This is a genomic window from Sphingomonas caeni, assembly GCF_026013415.1.
Taxonomy (GTDB): Bacteria; Pseudomonadota; Alphaproteobacteria; order Sphingomonadales; family Sphingomonadaceae; genus Sphingomonas; species Sphingomonas caeni.
Genome location: NZ_JAPDOK010000003.1, coordinates 535,229 through 549,417, shown reverse-complemented (window position 1 = coordinate 549,417; position 14,189 = coordinate 535,229). Strand labels below are relative to the sequence as shown.

General features: G+C 65.9%; 20 protein-coding genes. 3 read left to right on the top strand and 17 right to left on the bottom strand.

Translation table 11 applies throughout. From position 1 onward, the window contains the following. Window positions 1–16: 16 nt before the first annotated feature. The 14 genes from OF829_RS11315 to OF829_RS11250 all read right to left on the bottom strand — a co-directional run bounded on the left by OF829_RS11315 (window position 17) and on the right by OF829_RS11250 (window position 8,709). Complete coding sequence (locus OF829_RS11315; RefSeq protein ID WP_264940124.1) at window positions 17–601, bottom strand: hypothetical protein; 585 nt, start codon at window positions 599–601, stop codon at window positions 17–19. Further along, complete coding sequence (locus OF829_RS11310) at window positions 598–1,233, bottom strand: hypothetical protein (protein ID WP_264940123.1); 636 nt, start codon at window positions 1,231–1,233, stop codon at window positions 598–600. The genes OF829_RS11315 and OF829_RS11310 overlap by 4 nt, the downstream gene beginning before the upstream one ends. Then, window positions 1,230–2,534, bottom strand: a complete 1,305-nt coding sequence (gene nuoF, locus OF829_RS11305; protein ID WP_264940122.1) for an NADH-quinone oxidoreductase subunit NuoF — start codon at window positions 2,532–2,534, stop codon at window positions 1,230–1,232. The genes OF829_RS11310 and nuoF overlap by 4 nt, the downstream gene beginning before the upstream one ends. After that, window positions 2,531–2,701 carry a hypothetical protein gene (locus OF829_RS11300; protein WP_264940121.1) on the bottom strand — a complete coding sequence of 57 codons (171 nt, stop codon included), beginning with the start codon at window positions 2,699–2,701 and terminating at the stop codon, window positions 2,531–2,533. Before OF829_RS11300 ends, nuoF begins: the two co-directional genes overlap by 4 nt. Next, a complete protein-coding gene (locus OF829_RS11295; protein WP_264940120.1) occupies window positions 2,702–2,866 on the bottom strand; it encodes a hypothetical protein in 165 nt (54 codons plus the stop codon). Further along, complete coding sequence (locus tag OF829_RS11290) at window positions 2,863–3,534, bottom strand: complex I 24 kDa subunit family protein (protein WP_264940119.1); 672 nt, start codon at window positions 3,532–3,534, stop codon at window positions 2,863–2,865. Before OF829_RS11290 ends, OF829_RS11295 begins: the two co-directional genes overlap by 4 nt. Next, window positions 3,534–3,968 (bottom strand): hypothetical protein, encoded by a 435-nt coding sequence (locus tag OF829_RS11285; RefSeq protein WP_264940118.1) that lies wholly within the window; start codon window positions 3,966–3,968, stop codon window positions 3,534–3,536. Before OF829_RS11285 ends, OF829_RS11290 begins: the two co-directional genes overlap by 1 nt. Then, window positions 3,965–4,315, bottom strand: a complete 351-nt coding sequence (locus OF829_RS11280) for a nuclear transport factor 2 family protein (RefSeq protein WP_264940117.1) — start codon at window positions 4,313–4,315, stop codon at window positions 3,965–3,967. Before OF829_RS11280 ends, OF829_RS11285 begins: the two co-directional genes overlap by 4 nt. A gap of 424 nt (window positions 4,316–4,739) precedes the next feature. Further along, on the bottom strand, window positions 4,740–5,951 hold the full coding sequence (locus OF829_RS11275) for an NADH-quinone oxidoreductase subunit D (protein ID WP_264940115.1): 1,212 nt from the start codon (window positions 5,949–5,951) through the stop codon (window positions 4,740–4,742). Next, a complete protein-coding gene (locus tag OF829_RS11270; protein WP_406701422.1) occupies window positions 5,948–6,652 on the bottom strand; it encodes an NADH-quinone oxidoreductase subunit C in 705 nt (234 codons plus the stop codon). Before OF829_RS11270 ends, OF829_RS11275 begins: the two co-directional genes overlap by 4 nt. Beyond that, window positions 6,649–7,182: a hypothetical protein gene (locus OF829_RS11265; protein ID WP_264940114.1), complete on the bottom strand. Its 534-nt coding sequence runs from the start codon at window positions 7,180–7,182 to the stop codon at window positions 6,649–6,651. The genes OF829_RS11270 and OF829_RS11265 overlap by 4 nt, the downstream gene beginning before the upstream one ends. A gap of 20 nt (window positions 7,183–7,202) precedes the next feature. After that, window positions 7,203–7,739 carry a NuoB/complex I 20 kDa subunit family protein gene (locus OF829_RS11260; protein ID WP_319951546.1) on the bottom strand — a complete coding sequence of 179 codons (537 nt, stop codon included), beginning with the start codon at window positions 7,737–7,739 and terminating at the stop codon, window positions 7,203–7,205. Continuing rightward, window positions 7,730–8,125, bottom strand: a complete 396-nt coding sequence (gene ndhC, locus OF829_RS11255; protein WP_264940112.1) for an NADH-quinone oxidoreductase subunit A — start codon at window positions 8,123–8,125, stop codon at window positions 7,730–7,732. Before ndhC ends, OF829_RS11260 begins: the two co-directional genes overlap by 10 nt. Before the next feature lie 110 nt (window positions 8,126–8,235). Continuing rightward, window positions 8,236–8,709, bottom strand: coding sequence for a hypothetical protein (locus tag OF829_RS11250; protein WP_264940111.1), 474 nt, complete (start codon window positions 8,707–8,709; stop codon window positions 8,236–8,238). Between the two features lie 126 nt (window positions 8,710–8,835). Between OF829_RS11250 and OF829_RS11245 the strand changes: the two genes are divergently transcribed. Then, window positions 8,836–9,309: a YbjN domain-containing protein gene (locus OF829_RS11245; protein ID WP_264940110.1), complete on the top strand. Its 474-nt coding sequence runs from the start codon at window positions 8,836–8,838 to the stop codon at window positions 9,307–9,309. A 21-nt stretch (window positions 9,310–9,330) separates the two neighbouring features. Here the strand turns inward: OF829_RS11245 and OF829_RS11240 are convergent, their stop codons facing one another. After that, window positions 9,331–10,587, bottom strand: a complete 1,257-nt coding sequence (locus OF829_RS11240; protein WP_264940109.1) for an SMP-30/gluconolactonase/LRE family protein — start codon at window positions 10,585–10,587, stop codon at window positions 9,331–9,333. Window positions 10,588–10,715: 128 nt separating this feature from the next. Between OF829_RS11240 and OF829_RS11235 the strand changes: the two genes are divergently transcribed. Both OF829_RS11235 and OF829_RS11230 read left to right on the top strand, forming a co-directional pair. Beyond that, on the top strand, window positions 10,716–11,201 hold the full coding sequence (locus OF829_RS11235; RefSeq protein ID WP_264940108.1) for a YbjN domain-containing protein: 486 nt from the start codon (window positions 10,716–10,718) through the stop codon (window positions 11,199–11,201). Window positions 11,202–11,289: 88 nt separating this feature from the next. Further along, window positions 11,290–12,867 (top strand): glycosyltransferase family 39 protein, encoded by a 1,578-nt coding sequence (locus tag OF829_RS11230; RefSeq protein WP_264940106.1) that lies wholly within the window; start codon window positions 11,290–11,292, stop codon window positions 12,865–12,867. Here the strand turns inward: OF829_RS11230 and OF829_RS11225 are convergent. Both OF829_RS11225 and OF829_RS11220 read right to left on the bottom strand, forming a co-directional pair. Continuing rightward, complete coding sequence (locus tag OF829_RS11225; RefSeq protein ID WP_264940105.1) at window positions 12,864–13,319, bottom strand: hypothetical protein; 456 nt, start codon at window positions 13,317–13,319, stop codon at window positions 12,864–12,866. The genes OF829_RS11230 and OF829_RS11225 overlap by 4 nt on opposite strands. Window positions 13,320–13,372: 53 nt before the next feature. Then, entirely contained in the window at window positions 13,373–14,188 is an 816-nt protein-coding gene (locus OF829_RS11220) for an inositol monophosphatase family protein (RefSeq protein WP_264940104.1), read from the bottom strand. Between the last annotated feature and the right edge of the window lies 1 nt (window position 14,189).

The following is a 14,189-nucleotide window of genomic DNA, read 5'->3' as shown; positions in this document are numbered from 1 at the left end:
GGCCAAAGCCGGCGCATTACTGAGCGCCTCCGGCACGAACCGCCAGCAGCCCCTCGGCGACGAGCCCGCGCATCCGCTCGCGGTCGAAACCGACCTGGAAGCCGGCGGGGGTGCAGGCGCCGATCACCGGGATGAAGCGTTTGATCGCTTCCTTTTCCTGCGGAGAGCGCAATTCGGAACGGATCAGCATGTCGGCGCTCACCGGATCGCGCGTCGCGGCACAGCGGGTAATGTCCCAATTGGCGAGCGCGGTGTTGCCGCTGCCCTTGAAGGGCGCGGCCGGACCGGCGGCCGGGGCGGCGGGTGCCGCAGTGTAGGTGGCGAGATAGACGCGCTCGGCGATCGCGCCGCGCAGCGCCTTGTCGTTGGGCACGGTGCCGCACCCCGCGGTGCCGGCCAGCCTGGCAGCGATCGCCGCTTCGCCCGCGCTGTCGGGTGCCGTCGCCAGCAGCGCGCGCGCATCGGCACCGTTGGCGGTCAGCGCGCAGCCCGCAAAATCGAGCGTCGCGCGATAGGAGGAGGTCGAAACGCTCTGCGCCGCGGCGGGCTGGGCCAGCGCGAGCAACGGCAGGGCGGCGAGGATCGCGGTCGGCATCTTCATGGCTTCACCCTCGCTTGCGTCAACCGGTAGAGCGGCTCGGCGAGCGTCGCGCGCGCCTTGGAACGGGTCAGGGTCAGCTCGGCGCCCTGCGGCACGCAGTTCTGGAAAGCCGGGGCCAGCGCCTGGAGCGCCGCAGTCTCCCCGGCGGTCTCGACCCGGCTCAGCATGAAGGCGCGGGCGCCCGCGGGGTCCTGCCGCGCGACGCAGTCGCCAAAGGCGACGCTGACGAGATAGGGCCGCGCGTTTTCCTCGTTCAGCCCTTCGGCAACGGGATAGACCAAGGGCTGGAGCCCCGCGAGATCGGCGGGCTGCGGCGCATCACCGAAATCGGCGCGATAGAGCGCGTCGAAGATGAAGCTGCGGAACTGAAGCCGCGGCGCCTTGAGCACCTGGTCCCAGCCCGGCTGATTGCTGCACGCGCCGTCGAGCAGGCGGCTCATCATCGCATGGGTGGCGGTGTCGCCATAGGGCCGCAGCAACTGGCGGCGCCACGCCCCGCCCGCCTGCCCCACCGAACATTCGGCAAACGCCGCGGCCGATTTGCGCACCTGGCTGTCCGGCACCGTCTGCGCCTGTGCCGGGATGGCGGCCAGGCCGAGCGCGGCCGCGCCGCAAAGCAGAGCTCCCCTCATTCCGCTGCCTCCTGCATCGGGGCATCGCCATTGCCCCGCTCGTTGATCCGGCGCTCGAGCTCGGGGCGGAAATGGCGGATCAGGCCCTGGATCGGCCATGCCGCCGCGTCGCCGAGCGCGCAGATGGTGTGCCCTTCCACCTGCTTGGTGACGTTGTAGAGCGTATCGATCTCGCTGATATCCGCGTCGCCGGTGCGCAGCCGCTCCATCACGCGCCACATCCAGCCGGTGCCCTCGCGGCACGGGGTGCACTGGCCGCAGCTCTCATGCTTGTAGAAATAGGAGATGCGGCTGATCGCGGCGACCACGTCGGTCGACTTGTCCATGACGATCACCGCGGCGGTGCCGAGCCCCGATCCGACCGCCTTGAGCCCGTCGAAATCCATCGCGCAGTCCATGATCTGCGCCGCGGGGACGAGCGGCACCGAGGAGCCGCCCGGGATCACCGCGAGCAGATTGTCCCAGCCGCCGCGGATGCCGCCGCAATGCTTCTCGATCAGCTCGCGGAACGGGATGCTCATCGCTTCCTCGACCACGCACGGCTTTTCGACATGGCCGCTGATCTGGAAGAGCTTGGTGCCGCGATTGCCCTCGTTGCCGAAGCTCGCGAACCATTCGGGCGAACGGCGCAGGATCGTGGGGACGACCGCGATCGATTCGACATTGTTGACCGTGGTCGGGCAGCCATAAAGGCCCGCTCCCGCCGGGAAGGGCGGCTTGAGGCGCGGCTGGCCCTTCTTGCCCTCGAGGCTTTCGAGCATCGCGGTCTCTTCGCCGCAGATATAGGCGCCCGCGCCGCGATGGACGAACACGTCGAAATCATAGCCCGACTTGCAGGCATTCTTGCCGATCAGGCCGGCGGCGTACGCCTCCGCGACCGCCGCGAACAGCGTCTCCGCCTCGCGGATATATTCGCCGCGAATGTAAATGTACGCCGCCCGCGCGCGCATCGCGAAGCCGGCGATCAGCGCGCCCTCGATCAGCTTGTGCGGATCGTGGCGGATGATCTCGCGGTCCTTGCAGCTGCCCGGCTCGGATTCGTCGGCGTTGATGACGAGGAAGTTGGGCCGCTCGGGCTTGGGCTCCTTGGGCATGAAGCTCCACTTCATGCCGGTCGGGAACCCCGCCCCACCGCGCCCGCGCAGCCCCGATGCCTTGATCAGATCGATGATCGGATCCTGGCCGAGTTGCATCAGCGCCTTGGTCTTGTCCCAATCGCCACGGCCCATCGCGGCCTTCAGCCCCCAGGGCTGATAGCCGTAAACGTTGGTGAAGATCCGGTCCTTGTCGGCAAGGCTCACGTCTGGTTCCCCCCTCGCCGGTTCAGATTGAAGATGCCGAAGCCGCCGAACACGAATCCCAGCACGAACCAGACCACCCAGGAATCACCCTGGACGAACTTGAAGAGCGCCAGCGCCAGGAAGATGACACCGAGGATCGGGACCCCGGTCTTTGCTGCCTTGGGCATCTATCGGTTCCGCTTGAAGAACATGAGGTAGATCAGCACCGCCGCACCAATGAAGAAGAGCGGCCCGAGCAGCGCGAAAGTGAGCCGCAGGAACCAGCCCAGCACGACGAGCCCGCCGATGATGGCGAGGATCGTGATGATCAGGTTCTTGTTGTCGCCGTTCATGCCCATTCTCCCCGATAATCGTGGTTCTCGGACACCATTGCCGTGAGGCTGGTCGGGCCGCCGAGCGGCTCGACGGTGTGGCGGCCGGGCTCCTGGGTGCCCGTCTTGGGAGTCTCGCCCTTCGCCAGCGCGTCGAGGATCGCCGCGGTGCGGTCGTAATCGAGATCCTCGTAATTATCGTCGTTGATCTGCACCATCGGCGCCGACGAGCAATTGCCCATGCACTCGACCTCGGTGAGAGTGAACAGCCCGTCCTCGGTGGTGTGGCCCTTCTTCATGCCACGCGCCTTGCACGCCTTGAAGACATCGTCCGACCCGCGCAGCCAGCACGGCGTCGTGCCGCAGACCTGCACATGGTAGCGGCCCACCGGATGCAGGTTGAACATGGTGTAGAAGCTCGCGACCTCGAGCAGGCGGATATAGGGCAGCTCGAGCTGGCGCGCGACGAACTCGATCACCGGGATCGGCAGCCAGCCCTGCGTATTGGTCTCCGCCCCCACCTGGCGCTGGGCGAGGTCGAGGAAGGGGATGGTGCACGACTGCTGGCGCCCCGCGGGATAGCGCGCGAGGATCTCGTTGGCCTTGGCGGCATTCTCAGGCGTCCAGGCGAAGCCGCCCCAGCGAGCGCGAAGCTCCGGCGTGTCTTCGAGAGGGGGTTTTTCAGCCATCAATTCTGTCCATTGGGCGTTGGCATGGGCGCGATCTGGATCACCAAGGGCTCTCCCCAGCTGATCTTGCTGATCCGGTCGCCTTCAAACCAGAAGGATGCGCTACGCTCCTGCGTCGCGTGCGGGCCGCAGCCCCAAGTGACGCCTATCGGCATGCGGGAGCGGCTAGACACGGGAATCGCTCTGATTTCCTTGATCTGGCACGCATTTGCATAGGTAACGAACTGGGCGAGCGGCCGGGGCTGCTGCGTCTTGGAATCGATCAGCATCGGCGCATCGCTGAGCAACGCGTTTGCGTCCTTGCCGCTCCGCAGCATGTCGAGATAGCGGGCAACCAGCGCAACATCGGCGGTCTGATCCCCTGCAACCGCATATCCAGGCAGCGCAAGCGCGCAGGCAGCGAGGCCAAGCAGGATCGACGTGCGGCGCATCACCGGATGAACTCCACGCGCTCGACCAGATCCCCATCGAACGAATAGACAGTCATCACCTCGAAGGGCTCGGCGGTGCTGGAGCGATAGACGCGTTCGTGCAGGACGACCCGGTCGCCCAGCTGGAATTTCTGGAGCACATCGGCGCGGTTCTCGGGGAATTCGGCGAACACCGCCTTCATGCCGCTGCGCACGCCTTCGCGGCCCGCGCGAACCACGTCGCCGCGATACATCGCCTCGCTGCCGCCCTCAGCGAACATGTCGGCATAAGCGTCCGCGTCGAGGGCGTTATAGTGACCCATCAGCCGGTCGACGAGGTCGAGGCGGGAGGAGAGAAGCGTACCAGTCATCAGTCCGACTTCCCTGCAGAGCGCGACGGGGCCGGCGGAAATATCATTTGCCCATTGCCGATACGCACTTCGACCCGCTCAACACTGGTGCGAGTGCCCCTTAAGATGACCAAAATGGTCTCCCCGGGGTCGCTTTTTGAGCAATGGCCACTCCACTGAAGCTCGTACGGCTCCCATCCGGTGGCAGTACGGCCCGTCCAGTCACAACCGAAAATCAGAGGGCGCAATTCTTCGATTGGGCGGGCTTTGCTCTGACCAGTAGTATCAACGAACAAAAAAGTCCGAGGAACCGATACGTCCAGCGCGTCGGTTCTACCCACCAAATAATCGATGTAAGTATTCAACGCCGGGGATGGCCCGCTCTGCGCGTTCGCCGTTCCGGCGAAGCTGAGCGACGCCGCAACAAGAAGGGCCGAAGCCGCCCTCACCGGTCGCACTCCCCGAACACGATATCGAGCGCGCCGAGGATCGCCGTCGTGTCTGCGAGCATATGGCCCTTGGACATGTATCCCATCGCCTGGAGGTGGCTGAACGCGGTCGGGCGGATCTTGCAGCGGTACGGCTTGTTGGTGCCGTCGGCGACCAGATAGACGCCGAACTCGCCCTTGGGGCTCTCGGTCGCGACATAGACCTCGCCCGCGGGGACGTGGAAGCCCTCGGTAAAGAGCTTGAAGTGGTGGATCAGCGCTTCCATCGACTGCTTCATCTCGCCGCGCTTGGGCGGGCCGATCTTGCGGTCGAGCGTCATGATCGGGCCCTCGGGCATCTGCGCAAGGCACTGCTTCATGATGCGCGCCGACTGATAGACTTCCTCGACGCGGACCATGAACCGGTCATAGCAATCGCCGCGCGTGCCGACGGGCACGTCGAACTCCATCCGGTCATAGACCTCATAGGGCTGCGACTTGCGCAGGTCCCAGGGGATGCCCGCGCCGCGGATCATCGGGCCCGAAAAGCCCCAGCGGATCGCGTCGTCGCGGCTGACGATGGCGATATCGACGTTGCGCTGCTTGAAGATGCGGTTCTCGGCGACGAGGCTGATCGCGTCGCCGAACAATTTGGGCAGCCGCGTGTCGAGCCAGTCGGCGATATCGGTCAGCAGCTTGAGCGGCGCATCCTGGTGCACCCCGCCGACGCGGAAATAGTTGGAGTGCATCCGCGCACCCGAAACGCGCTCGAAGAAGTTGAGGCAATCCTCGCGCAGCTCGAACATCCACAGGTTCGGCGTCATCGCGCCGACGTCCATGACGTGGCTGCCCAGGTTGAGCATGTGGTTCGAGATGCGCGTCAGCTCGGCGAAGAAGACGCGGAGATATTGCGCGCGGATCGGCACTTCGAGGTTGAGCAATTTCTCGACCGCGAGGACGAAGCTGTGCTCCATGCACAGCGGCGAACAGTAATCGAGCCGGTCGAAATAGGGCAAAGCCTGCTGATAGGTCTTGTACTCGATCAGCTTCTCGGTGCCGCGATGGAGCAGGCCGATATGCGGATCGAGCCGCTCGACGATCTCGCCGTCCAGCTCCATCACCAGGCGCAGCACGCCATGCGCGGCCGGATGCTGGGGGCCGAAATTGATCGTATAGTTCTGGATCTCGGTGTCGCTAGCGATGGCGGGATCGCGCTCGATGATGCTCATTTCTTCGCCCCCTTCGCGGCGCGCTTGGGCTTGGCGGCTTCGGGCGGCGGCGGCGCGGGAGCAGGCGCGGGTGGCGCTGCGGGCGCCTTCTCGTCACCCGGCAGGATATATTCCGCCCCTTCCCACGGGCTCATGAAGTCGAAGTTGCGGAAGTCCTGCGCCAGCTCGACCGGCGAATAGACGACGCGCTTGGCCTCTTCGGAATAGCGCAGCTCGACATAGCCGGTGAGCGGGAAGTCCTTGCGCTGCGGATGCCCCTGGAAGCCGTAATCGGTGAGGATGCGGCGCAGGTCGGTATTACCCTCGAACAGCACGCCGTACATGTCGTACACCTCGCGCTCGAGCCAGCCCGCGACCGGCCAGATAGAGGTGACCGAGGGGACCGGTTTCACCTCGTCGGTGGTCACGCGGACCTTGATGCGGTGATTGCGGGTGAGGCTGAGCAGGCAATAGACGACATCGAAGCGCTCGGCGCGGTCGAGATAGTCGACCCCGGCGATCTCCATGCACTGCTGATATTCGAGGCCTTTGGTGTCGCGGAGCGCGATCATCGCCTCGACGAGCCGCGGTCGGTCGATGGTGAGGTTGACCTCGCCCACCTTGTCCTCGGACGCGAGCAGCATGTCGCCGAGCGCAGCTTTGGCGGCATCGATCACGCCGTCGTTCGAGACGTATTTCGGAGCGGAATGGAGCAAGGTCATTTGGCGATCACCCGGATCGAGCCATAGAAGCGGTCGATCATCTTGCCTTGATCCACTGGACTGATATCGCTGCCTTGTTCGACACCTGCCACCAACACGATGATCGTTCTCGCATCGACTTCGATGACGCCGGTCTGCGCCATCGGGCCCTCAGAATCGTCGCGATTGATCAGCGCACGATGGCCATCGATGGTGAGAGTGCGCGGCTTGCCCTTCGCGCCTCCGTCGGCGGTAACGCCATCGGCGATCCTATCGAAGATTGAAGTCACGCCCGCAGGCAACGCACCGACAGCGGCCTGTCCCGCGAAGAAGAGGATCTTCCCCTTCTTGCAGATCAGGCGCGCGTCTGGCTCGACCTTCATCGGCATGGCATCGCCGGGCGGGTTCTTCAGCGCGTTGATTTCGGACGCGGTGCACGGCGTCTCGACAGAGAAGGCCCCGTTGGGCGGCGCAGAGCGCGTCCATACGTCCGTAGTCGCGGCGAACGCAGCGCTAGCGCCGACCATCAGCGCCAGTGCGGCACTCAGCATTCTGATGGAAAGTGTGTTCCTCACCGCTCGATCGTCCCCGAACGGCGGATCTTCCGCTGGAGCTGCATGATCCCATAGAGCAAGGCCTCGGCGGTCGGCGGGCAGCCGGGGACGTAGATGTCCACGGGCACGATCCGGTCGCAGCCGCGCACGACGCTGTAGCTATAGTGATAATAGCCGCCGCCATTGGCGCACGAGCCCATCGAGATCACGTATTTGGGCTCCGACATCTGGTCGTAGACGCGGCGCAGCGCCGGGGCCATCTTGTTGCACAGCGTCCCCGCGACGATCATCACGTCGCTCTGCCGCGGAGAGGCGCGCGGCGCGGCGCCGAAGCGCTCCATGTCGTAGCGCGGCATGTTCACATGGATCATTTCGACCGCGCAGCAGGCGAGCCCGAAGGTCATCCACCACAAGGAGCCGGTGCGCGCCCATTGGAACAGATCCTCGGTCGAGGTAACGAGGAAGCCCTTGTCGCCCAGCTCGGCATTGATGTCGTTGAGGAAGCTGACGTCGGGCAAGGTGCCCGGCGCCGGCGGGCTAAGCTCTACTCCCACTCCAGCGCTCCCTTTTTCCACGCATAGACAAGGCCGAGCGCCAGCTCGACGATAAAGATCATCATCGAGATCCAGGCCGCCCAGGCGACGCCCTTGTCATGGATCCCGAGTTTGAAGACCGACACCGCCCAGGGATAGAGGAACGCGGCCTCCAGATCGAAGACGATGAAGAGGATCGCGACCAGATAGAAGCGCACGTCGAACTGGCTGCGGCTGTCCTCGAAGGCCGGGAAGCCGCACTCATATTCGGTGAGTTTCTCAGGATATGGCTTGTGCGCCCCGGTGAAGCGGGCGGCGATCATCGGCAAGACCACGAAAGCGGTCGACAGCGCCACCGCGACGCCCAGAAACAACAGGATCGGCAGATATTGTGACAGGTCGACCAAGGGCTCTTCTCGCGGATGCGGAATCTGCCCCGGGCTTTAGGACCGAGCGCACCATGACGCAACGCCCCGGAGAGTGAGAATGACTCGCAATTAGCCCGGGCGCAGCGGGCCTAGCGGGTCTTCGCGATGCACCGCCGGAGCGCGGCGCGCGCCTCGGTGAAACCGCTCACCGAAACGTCGATGATCGTCTCGCCGTCGCGGCTGACCTTGACGCGGAAATTGTCCGAAAAGCCGTCGATCGTGTCGTCGCTCGGGAAGGAAACCCAATAGGCGGGCACATCGCTATAGCCGATCATCGGACGCGTGCCGCTGAAGGAGCCGGTACCCGTGGTTTCGAGCGTGGCGCCCGGCCCATCGGGAACCTCGATCTCACGCTGCGAGATCATGAAGCCGCCGTGATTCTCCCCGCCCGATGCCGGCGCGGTGACCATCACCATGCCGCCCGGCTGGAAGGTGCCGACGATGCAATCGCCACCCTTGCCCTGGACGGACCAGCTGCCGACCTTCTCGTCGACCTGGGTCTGCGCCTGCGCCGCCACCGGAATGCCCGCCAGCGCGAGCGCGATCATCGCCGTCCATTTCATGAGCTCTGTCCCTCCACGGCGGCAGGATAGCGGCGCAGCCCGGCCCTGCAAGCTCAATGGTTTGGCCGTTGCACGCGGCCCGGCATCGGTTATTCTCCGGCGCGCATTCCACGGGGAGGGATCATCATGCCCATGCTACGTCTTCTATGCGCCCTCACGCTCGCCTTTGCCGGCGTCGCCGCCCAGCCTGCGTTTGCGCAGAACATCACCGCCGCCAGTCCCGAGGCGATCGCCTCCGCGATCCGCGCCAAGGGTTTCACCGCCGAGGTCGCCAAGGACGACGAAGGCGATCCGATGATCAAGGCGAGCGGCAAGGGCTATACCTTCCTCGTCCTCTTCTATGGCTGCACGGCGCACCGCGATTGCACAACCCTGGGGCTATGGTCCTATTGGAAGGACAGCGGCGCGACGATCGAGAAGGTCAACACCTGGAACCGCGACAGCCGCTTCGGCCGCGCCTATATCGACAAGGATGGCGACGCGGTGGTCGAGATGGACATCGATCTCGACGATGGCGGCATGTCGCCGGTGCTGTTCGAGGATCATATCGAATTCTGGATGGCGATCATGTCCAACTTTTCCAAGGCCATCTTCGATTGAGCGCCGGGCCTTTCCGGCGGCTCAGATGATGATGTCGTCGAACGGGGCGACCTGAAGGATCGGCGTGGGGCGCAGCGGCGCGCCGTCCTTGAGGACGCCGCCCGGGCCATAGCGCTCCCATTGCCCGTCCCCGACCACGAACATCTCGCCCGTCGCGGCGCGGTTGACCCCCAATGTCGGATCGCCCGCCTCCGGCGCGACCGTCGCGCGCACATTGGTTTCGAGGATCCGGTCGCCGTCGCGGTCGAGAAGGAAGCGCACGATCCTGCGCGGGCGGGTGCCGTTCTGGATCGCGACCAGATTGTTGTGGGTGATTACCAGCCCATCGATCCCCTCGAGCATCAACGGCTCGCCGATCCGGATCGGCACTTTCGCTCCCGTACGCGGATCGACGACCCACAGGCCGGAGAGATAGTCGGCGATGTAGAGCCGCTTGCCGTTGGCGGAGACCGCCAGTCCCTGGGGATTGGGGAACGTGCCGGCGGGCAGGAAATCCTCCAGCACCGTGCAGCCGGGCCGGCAACGATGGATCGCACCGGAAAGGACATTGCTGACATAGACGGTGCCGTCGGCGGCGATCACGAGGTCGCCCGCCGCGCCGGCCGCCCCCGCCGCCAGCGGGACGCGGCGCACGACCCTGAGCGTCTCCAGATCGACCGCGATCAGCCCGGTCATCCGCTCGCCCGCAACCGCCGTCTCTTCGACCGAACCGGTTGCGATCCACAGCAGCCGGCGCTCCGCGTCGACTGCCATCCCGAACAAGCCGCCGCGCGGCGAACCGACCGGTACCTCATGCCAGCTCCCGTCCCGATCACGATAGGCGAGGCGTCCCTCGATCACCGTCCCGACGAACAGCCGCTGCGTCTTCTCGTCCCAGGCGATTCCCTCCACGAGCCGATACTCCGCGGGCACCTGGGCGAACGGCTCCGGCTCGTCATTCGGCATGGCGTTGGCCGCGAACCGCCGCTTCAATCCGGCAAGCGGCGGCTCTCGCCCCGCCAACCAGCTCACCCGCGCGCGGCTGAATGCCCCCGGATCGAGGCTGGGCGCGATCCGTGCAAGCGTGGCGTCCGAAAGCGTCCCGCCCATCCAGGCCAGTTCGATCGCGCGCCGGGTGAGCGCGGCCTTGTCGCCGCTCTCCAGCGCCGCCGCCATCGCCTTGCGGACCTCGCTGCCCGATCTCGCATAGGGTTTCTCGAAGGTCTGCGGAGCCACCGCGAACATGCAGCCCGACAGCAGCAGCGCCATCCCCGCCCCCGCCAGCCTCGCCATCCGCATCCGTCCGCTCCCCCATTTGCTCCGTATCTGAGCATGCGGTGGCGAAAGCGCTTCGTCCAGCGGTTGTGCCGCCGTGCCACAGGCCCTAAGCCCCTAGGGGGCATTGATGGTCAGAGAGAGAGGAAGCTATGATCCGTTTTCGTCAGGCGCTTGTGGCGCTGTTCCTGTTTGCCGGCTTCGCCGCGGCGGCTCCGGCCAGCGCGCAGCAGCTCGTTTCCGCAACCAATCCCGAGCAGATCGCTTCGGTGATGCGCGACAAGGGTTTCACCGTCGAGCTGACCAAGGACGGCGAAGGCGATCCAATGATCAAGAGCGACCTCGACGGCACGCTTTGGGTGGTGGTCTTCTACAATTGCACCGACAACCGCGGGTGCAAGACGCTCCAATTCTACATGGGCTTCACCGAGCCGGTGATCAGCAACGACCGGATGAACGGCTGGAACCAAAAGCACCGCTTCGCCTTCGCCTATAATGACGATGAGGGCGATCCGGTGCTCGAGATGGACCTCGACACCGATCATGGCGGCATGCCACGCGTGCTGTTCGAGGATAATCTCGATACGTGGAAGAGCCTGGCGGGCCAGTTCATCCAGTTCGTGTCCTCGGACGAATAATCCCGGGCTTCGGCCAGGGTAAATCCACCATTTGCTAAGCGATGACGGTTAAAAGAGCGCGCCTATGCCTGGGCGCGCTCTTTTTCCTGTGCCGGTCACCGCAGCCGCCGGCTTCGGCCTCGCCGCGCTGCTGATCGCGCTCGCGACCGGCGGACTCTCCCACAGCCTGATCAATCCCGATGAGGGCGGGCACTATGTCAACGCGCTGTTCCTGGGCGACTGGATCCGCGCGGGCTTTCCCGCCCCAATGGCGTTCGCCCAGGATTATTACGCGCATTTTCCACGCCTCTCGATCGGGCATTGGCCGCCGGGCTGGTATCTGATCGAGGCGCCGTGGTTCGCCGTGTTCCGCCCCTCGCCGTTCGGGGCGCTTCTCCTTTCCGCTTTCGTCGCCGGATTGCCCTCAGGGGCGATCGTCTGGGCGTTCAACCGGATGGGCCGCTTGCGGCTCGGGCTGGGATTGGCAGGACTCTACATCCTGCTTCCGCTCGTGATCGATGGCGGGCGCTATCTGCTGCTCGATCAGCCGGTGGCCCTGGTCGTCGCGCTCGCGGCGATCGCCTGGGCGCGCGCTTCGGACCAGCCGGGCTGGGCGCGGATGCTGATCTTCGCGGCCTTCGCCGCCGCCTGTCCGCTGGTAAAGGGCAATGGCGCGCTGATCGCGCTGGTGCCCGCGCTCGATATCGCGCTGACCCAGCGCTGGCGGCTGCTCAGGCTCCGCGCGCTCTGGGTGGCGGCGCTCGCCACCTTCGCGGTTGTCGCGCCCTGGTATTGGCTGTCGTTCAAGATCTCGGCGGGCGGGTTCAACTATGCGCCGGGGCTGAACTATGCGGGGCTGGCGATCTCCGCGAACGCACAGGCGATCTACGCCAATCTCGGTATCGGCGGACTCGGGCTCGCAGGCGTAGGCGCGGCTTCGGCCTTCGGCGCGCTACGGCCCGGGGAAAGCCGGATCGCGCGCCTCGCCATCGCCGTGGTGGTAGCCACCCTGCTCTTCCAGTCGATCGTCCCGGCCGCGCTCGAGCCGCGCTACGTCACTCCGCTCCTTCCCTGGCTGGTGATCCTCGCCGGGCTCGGCATCGTCACCCTGTGGCGCGCGGGCCGGGCCCAGCGGATCGCCGGCGGCGCGATGGGGGCGCTGGCCCTGGTCCCCGCGCTGCTCGGCCTGGGGGCGCTCGAGCCCAAGCCCGATATCGGCGCGCCGGCGCTCGCCCGGGCGATGGCGCGCGAGGGCGGGCTGTGGCTCGTCGATGGCCGGGCGGGCGGCGAAGGCGCGCTGATTGCCGAGGCGGCCTTTGCCGATAACGGCGCTAAGCGGCTCTGGATCAGCCGCGCCTCGCAGTGGCTGTCGACCAGCGACTTCATGGGCCGCGACTATGTGCTGACCGCGCCCAATCCCGCGGCCGCGCGCGGCGTGCTCGACCGCATGGGCGCGGCCGGCATCGCCTCGGTCGCCGAGAAGGACGAGCCCGCCTATCCGCACAGCGTGGTGCTCGATCGCGCGGTGAATGCGGGCGGCTATACCGTCAGCCTCGCACGGTTCGGCATCGGCACCGGATCGGTGCTGATCGCCCGGCGCGACCTGCCGGTCACGCCCAATCTCTTGCTGATCCGCCAGAATAGCGGCTCCGCCAATGTCGCGAAGATGAGTTCTACGCTGCGTTAGCGCGCCGCCGTGCAGCGCTGCACATTCGCCAGTGCCGCGCGGTATCCGGTGATCTCGGTATCGACCAGTTGCTGCCCGCCCCGGGTCAGCGACACGCGCCAGCGGTCCGGCAGCGTATCGAAGTCCTCGAGCTCCTCGACGCGCATGAAGAAGACGTTGAGCCGGCTATCCTCGTCCATCTTCGCCCGATGCTCGCCCGCCAGCTTGCCCGGCGCGTCGATGGTGATGAACGCATCTCCCGATGCCGGAACCAGCGCGGGCGGCACGAGCACCATGATCCCGCCCGCATTGTCGCCATTGGGCGCCTGGATGCCGATCGCGATCTTGCCGCGAAAGGTCATCGCAAAACATTCCTTGTCGGGATTGGCGGCGGAAAACTGCCAATCCTGCGCCATCGCCGCGCCCGGCATCGCCAGCAGCAAGGCGGCTGCGATCGCCATCCATCGTTTCATCGTGACTCTCCTGCCCCGCGCGAAGGATAGGGAAAGCCGCGCACGGCGCAAGCTCAGCGCAGCGCGCCCGCCACCAGCTTGTGCAGCTTCGAATGGAGCGCGTCATTGGCGGCAAGGAACTCGCTGCGTTCCATCGGACGGTCTCCGCCCCTGAAATCGGTGACGAAGCCGCCCGCTTCCTTGATCAGGATCATTCCCGCCGCGACATCCCACGGCTTGAGGTTCGATTCCCAGAAGCCGTCGAACCGTCCCGCCGCGACCCAGGCGAGATCGAGGCACGCTGCGCCGAGCCGGCGGATGCCCGCCACTTCGGGCGCGACCGCGCCGAAGATGCGGCTCCACTGCGCGAAATCGCCATGGCCGAGGAACGGGATGCCCGTCGCAATCAGCGCCTCGTCGAGGTCGCGCCGCGCCGAGACGCGCAGGCGCTGGTCCTGCAGCCATGCGCCGCGGCCCTTTTCCGCCCAGAAGCTCTCGTCGGTCAGCGGCTGATAGACCAGCCCGCTGATGATCTCGGGCTTGCCCTGGCTGCCGAACGGATCCTCGACCGCGATCGACATGGCGAAATGCGGGATGCCGTGGAGGAAGTTGCTGGTGCCGTCGAGCGGATCGATGATCCAGCGGGGTTTCGAGGGGTCGCCTTCGATGATCCCGCGCTCCTCGACGAGGAAGCCCCAATCGGGCCGCGCCTTTTGCAGCTCCTCGATCAGCGTGTCCTCGGCGCGCTTGTCGGCCATCGACACGAAGTCGGCGGGGCCCTTGCGGCTCACCTGGAGGTGCTGGACCTCGTTGAAGTCGCGGCGCAGGCGCGGTGCGGCCTTGCGCGCGGCGCGCTCCATGACGGTGAGAAGGCCGGAATGCGAAACCATT

What these genes read in the sequence shown, in the direction of transcription:
- OF829_RS11235 (WP_264940108.1), top strand. Translation starts at nt 10,716, where the DNA reads ATGATCCGTTTTCGTCAGGCGCTTGTGGCGCTGTTCCTGTTTGCCGGC.
- OF829_RS11300 (WP_264940121.1), bottom strand. Translation starts at nt 2,701, where the DNA reads ATGCCCAAGGCAGCAAAGACCGGGGTCCCGATCCTCGGTGTCATCTTC.
- OF829_RS11315 (WP_264940124.1), bottom strand. Translation starts at nt 601, where the DNA reads ATGAAGATGCCGACCGCGATCCTCGCCGCCCTGCCGTTGCTCGCGCTG.
- OF829_RS11280 (WP_264940117.1), bottom strand. Translation starts at nt 4,315, where the DNA reads ATGACTGGTACGCTTCTCTCCTCCCGCCTCGACCTCGTCGACCGGCTG.
- OF829_RS11245 (WP_264940110.1), top strand. Translation starts at nt 8,836, where the DNA reads ATGCCCATGCTACGTCTTCTATGCGCCCTCACGCTCGCCTTTGCCGGC.
- OF829_RS11250 (WP_264940111.1), bottom strand. Translation starts at nt 8,709, where the DNA reads ATGAAATGGACGGCGATGATCGCGCTCGCGCTGGCGGGCATTCCGGTG.
- OF829_RS11265 (WP_264940114.1), bottom strand. Translation starts at nt 7,182, where the DNA reads ATGCTGAGTGCCGCACTGGCGCTGATGGTCGGCGCTAGCGCTGCGTTC.
- OF829_RS11295 (WP_264940120.1), bottom strand. Translation starts at nt 2,866, where the DNA reads ATGAACGGCGACAACAAGAACCTGATCATCACGATCCTCGCCATCATC.
- OF829_RS11270 (WP_406701422.1), bottom strand. Translation starts at nt 6,652, where the DNA reads ATGACCTTGCTCCATTCCGCTCCGAAATACGTCTCGAACGACGGCGTG.
- OF829_RS11310 (WP_264940123.1), bottom strand. Translation starts at nt 1,233, where the DNA reads ATGAGGGGAGCTCTGCTTTGCGGCGCGGCCGCGCTCGGCCTGGCCGCC.
- OF829_RS11225 (WP_264940105.1), bottom strand. Translation starts at nt 13,319, where the DNA reads ATGAAACGATGGATGGCGATCGCAGCCGCCTTGCTGCTGGCGATGCCG.
- OF829_RS11275 (WP_264940115.1), bottom strand. Translation starts at nt 5,951, where the DNA reads ATGAGCATCATCGAGCGCGATCCCGCCATCGCTAGCGACACCGAGATC.
- OF829_RS11290 (WP_264940119.1), bottom strand. Translation starts at nt 3,534, where the DNA reads ATGGCTGAAAAACCCCCTCTCGAAGACACGCCGGAGCTTCGCGCTCGC.
- OF829_RS11240 (WP_264940109.1), bottom strand. Translation starts at nt 10,587, where the DNA reads ATGCGGATGGCGAGGCTGGCGGGGGCGGGGATGGCGCTGCTGCTGTCG.
- OF829_RS11220 (WP_264940104.1), bottom strand. Translation starts at nt 14,188, where the DNA reads ATGGTTTCGCATTCCGGCCTTCTCACCGTCATGGAGCGCGCCGCGCGC.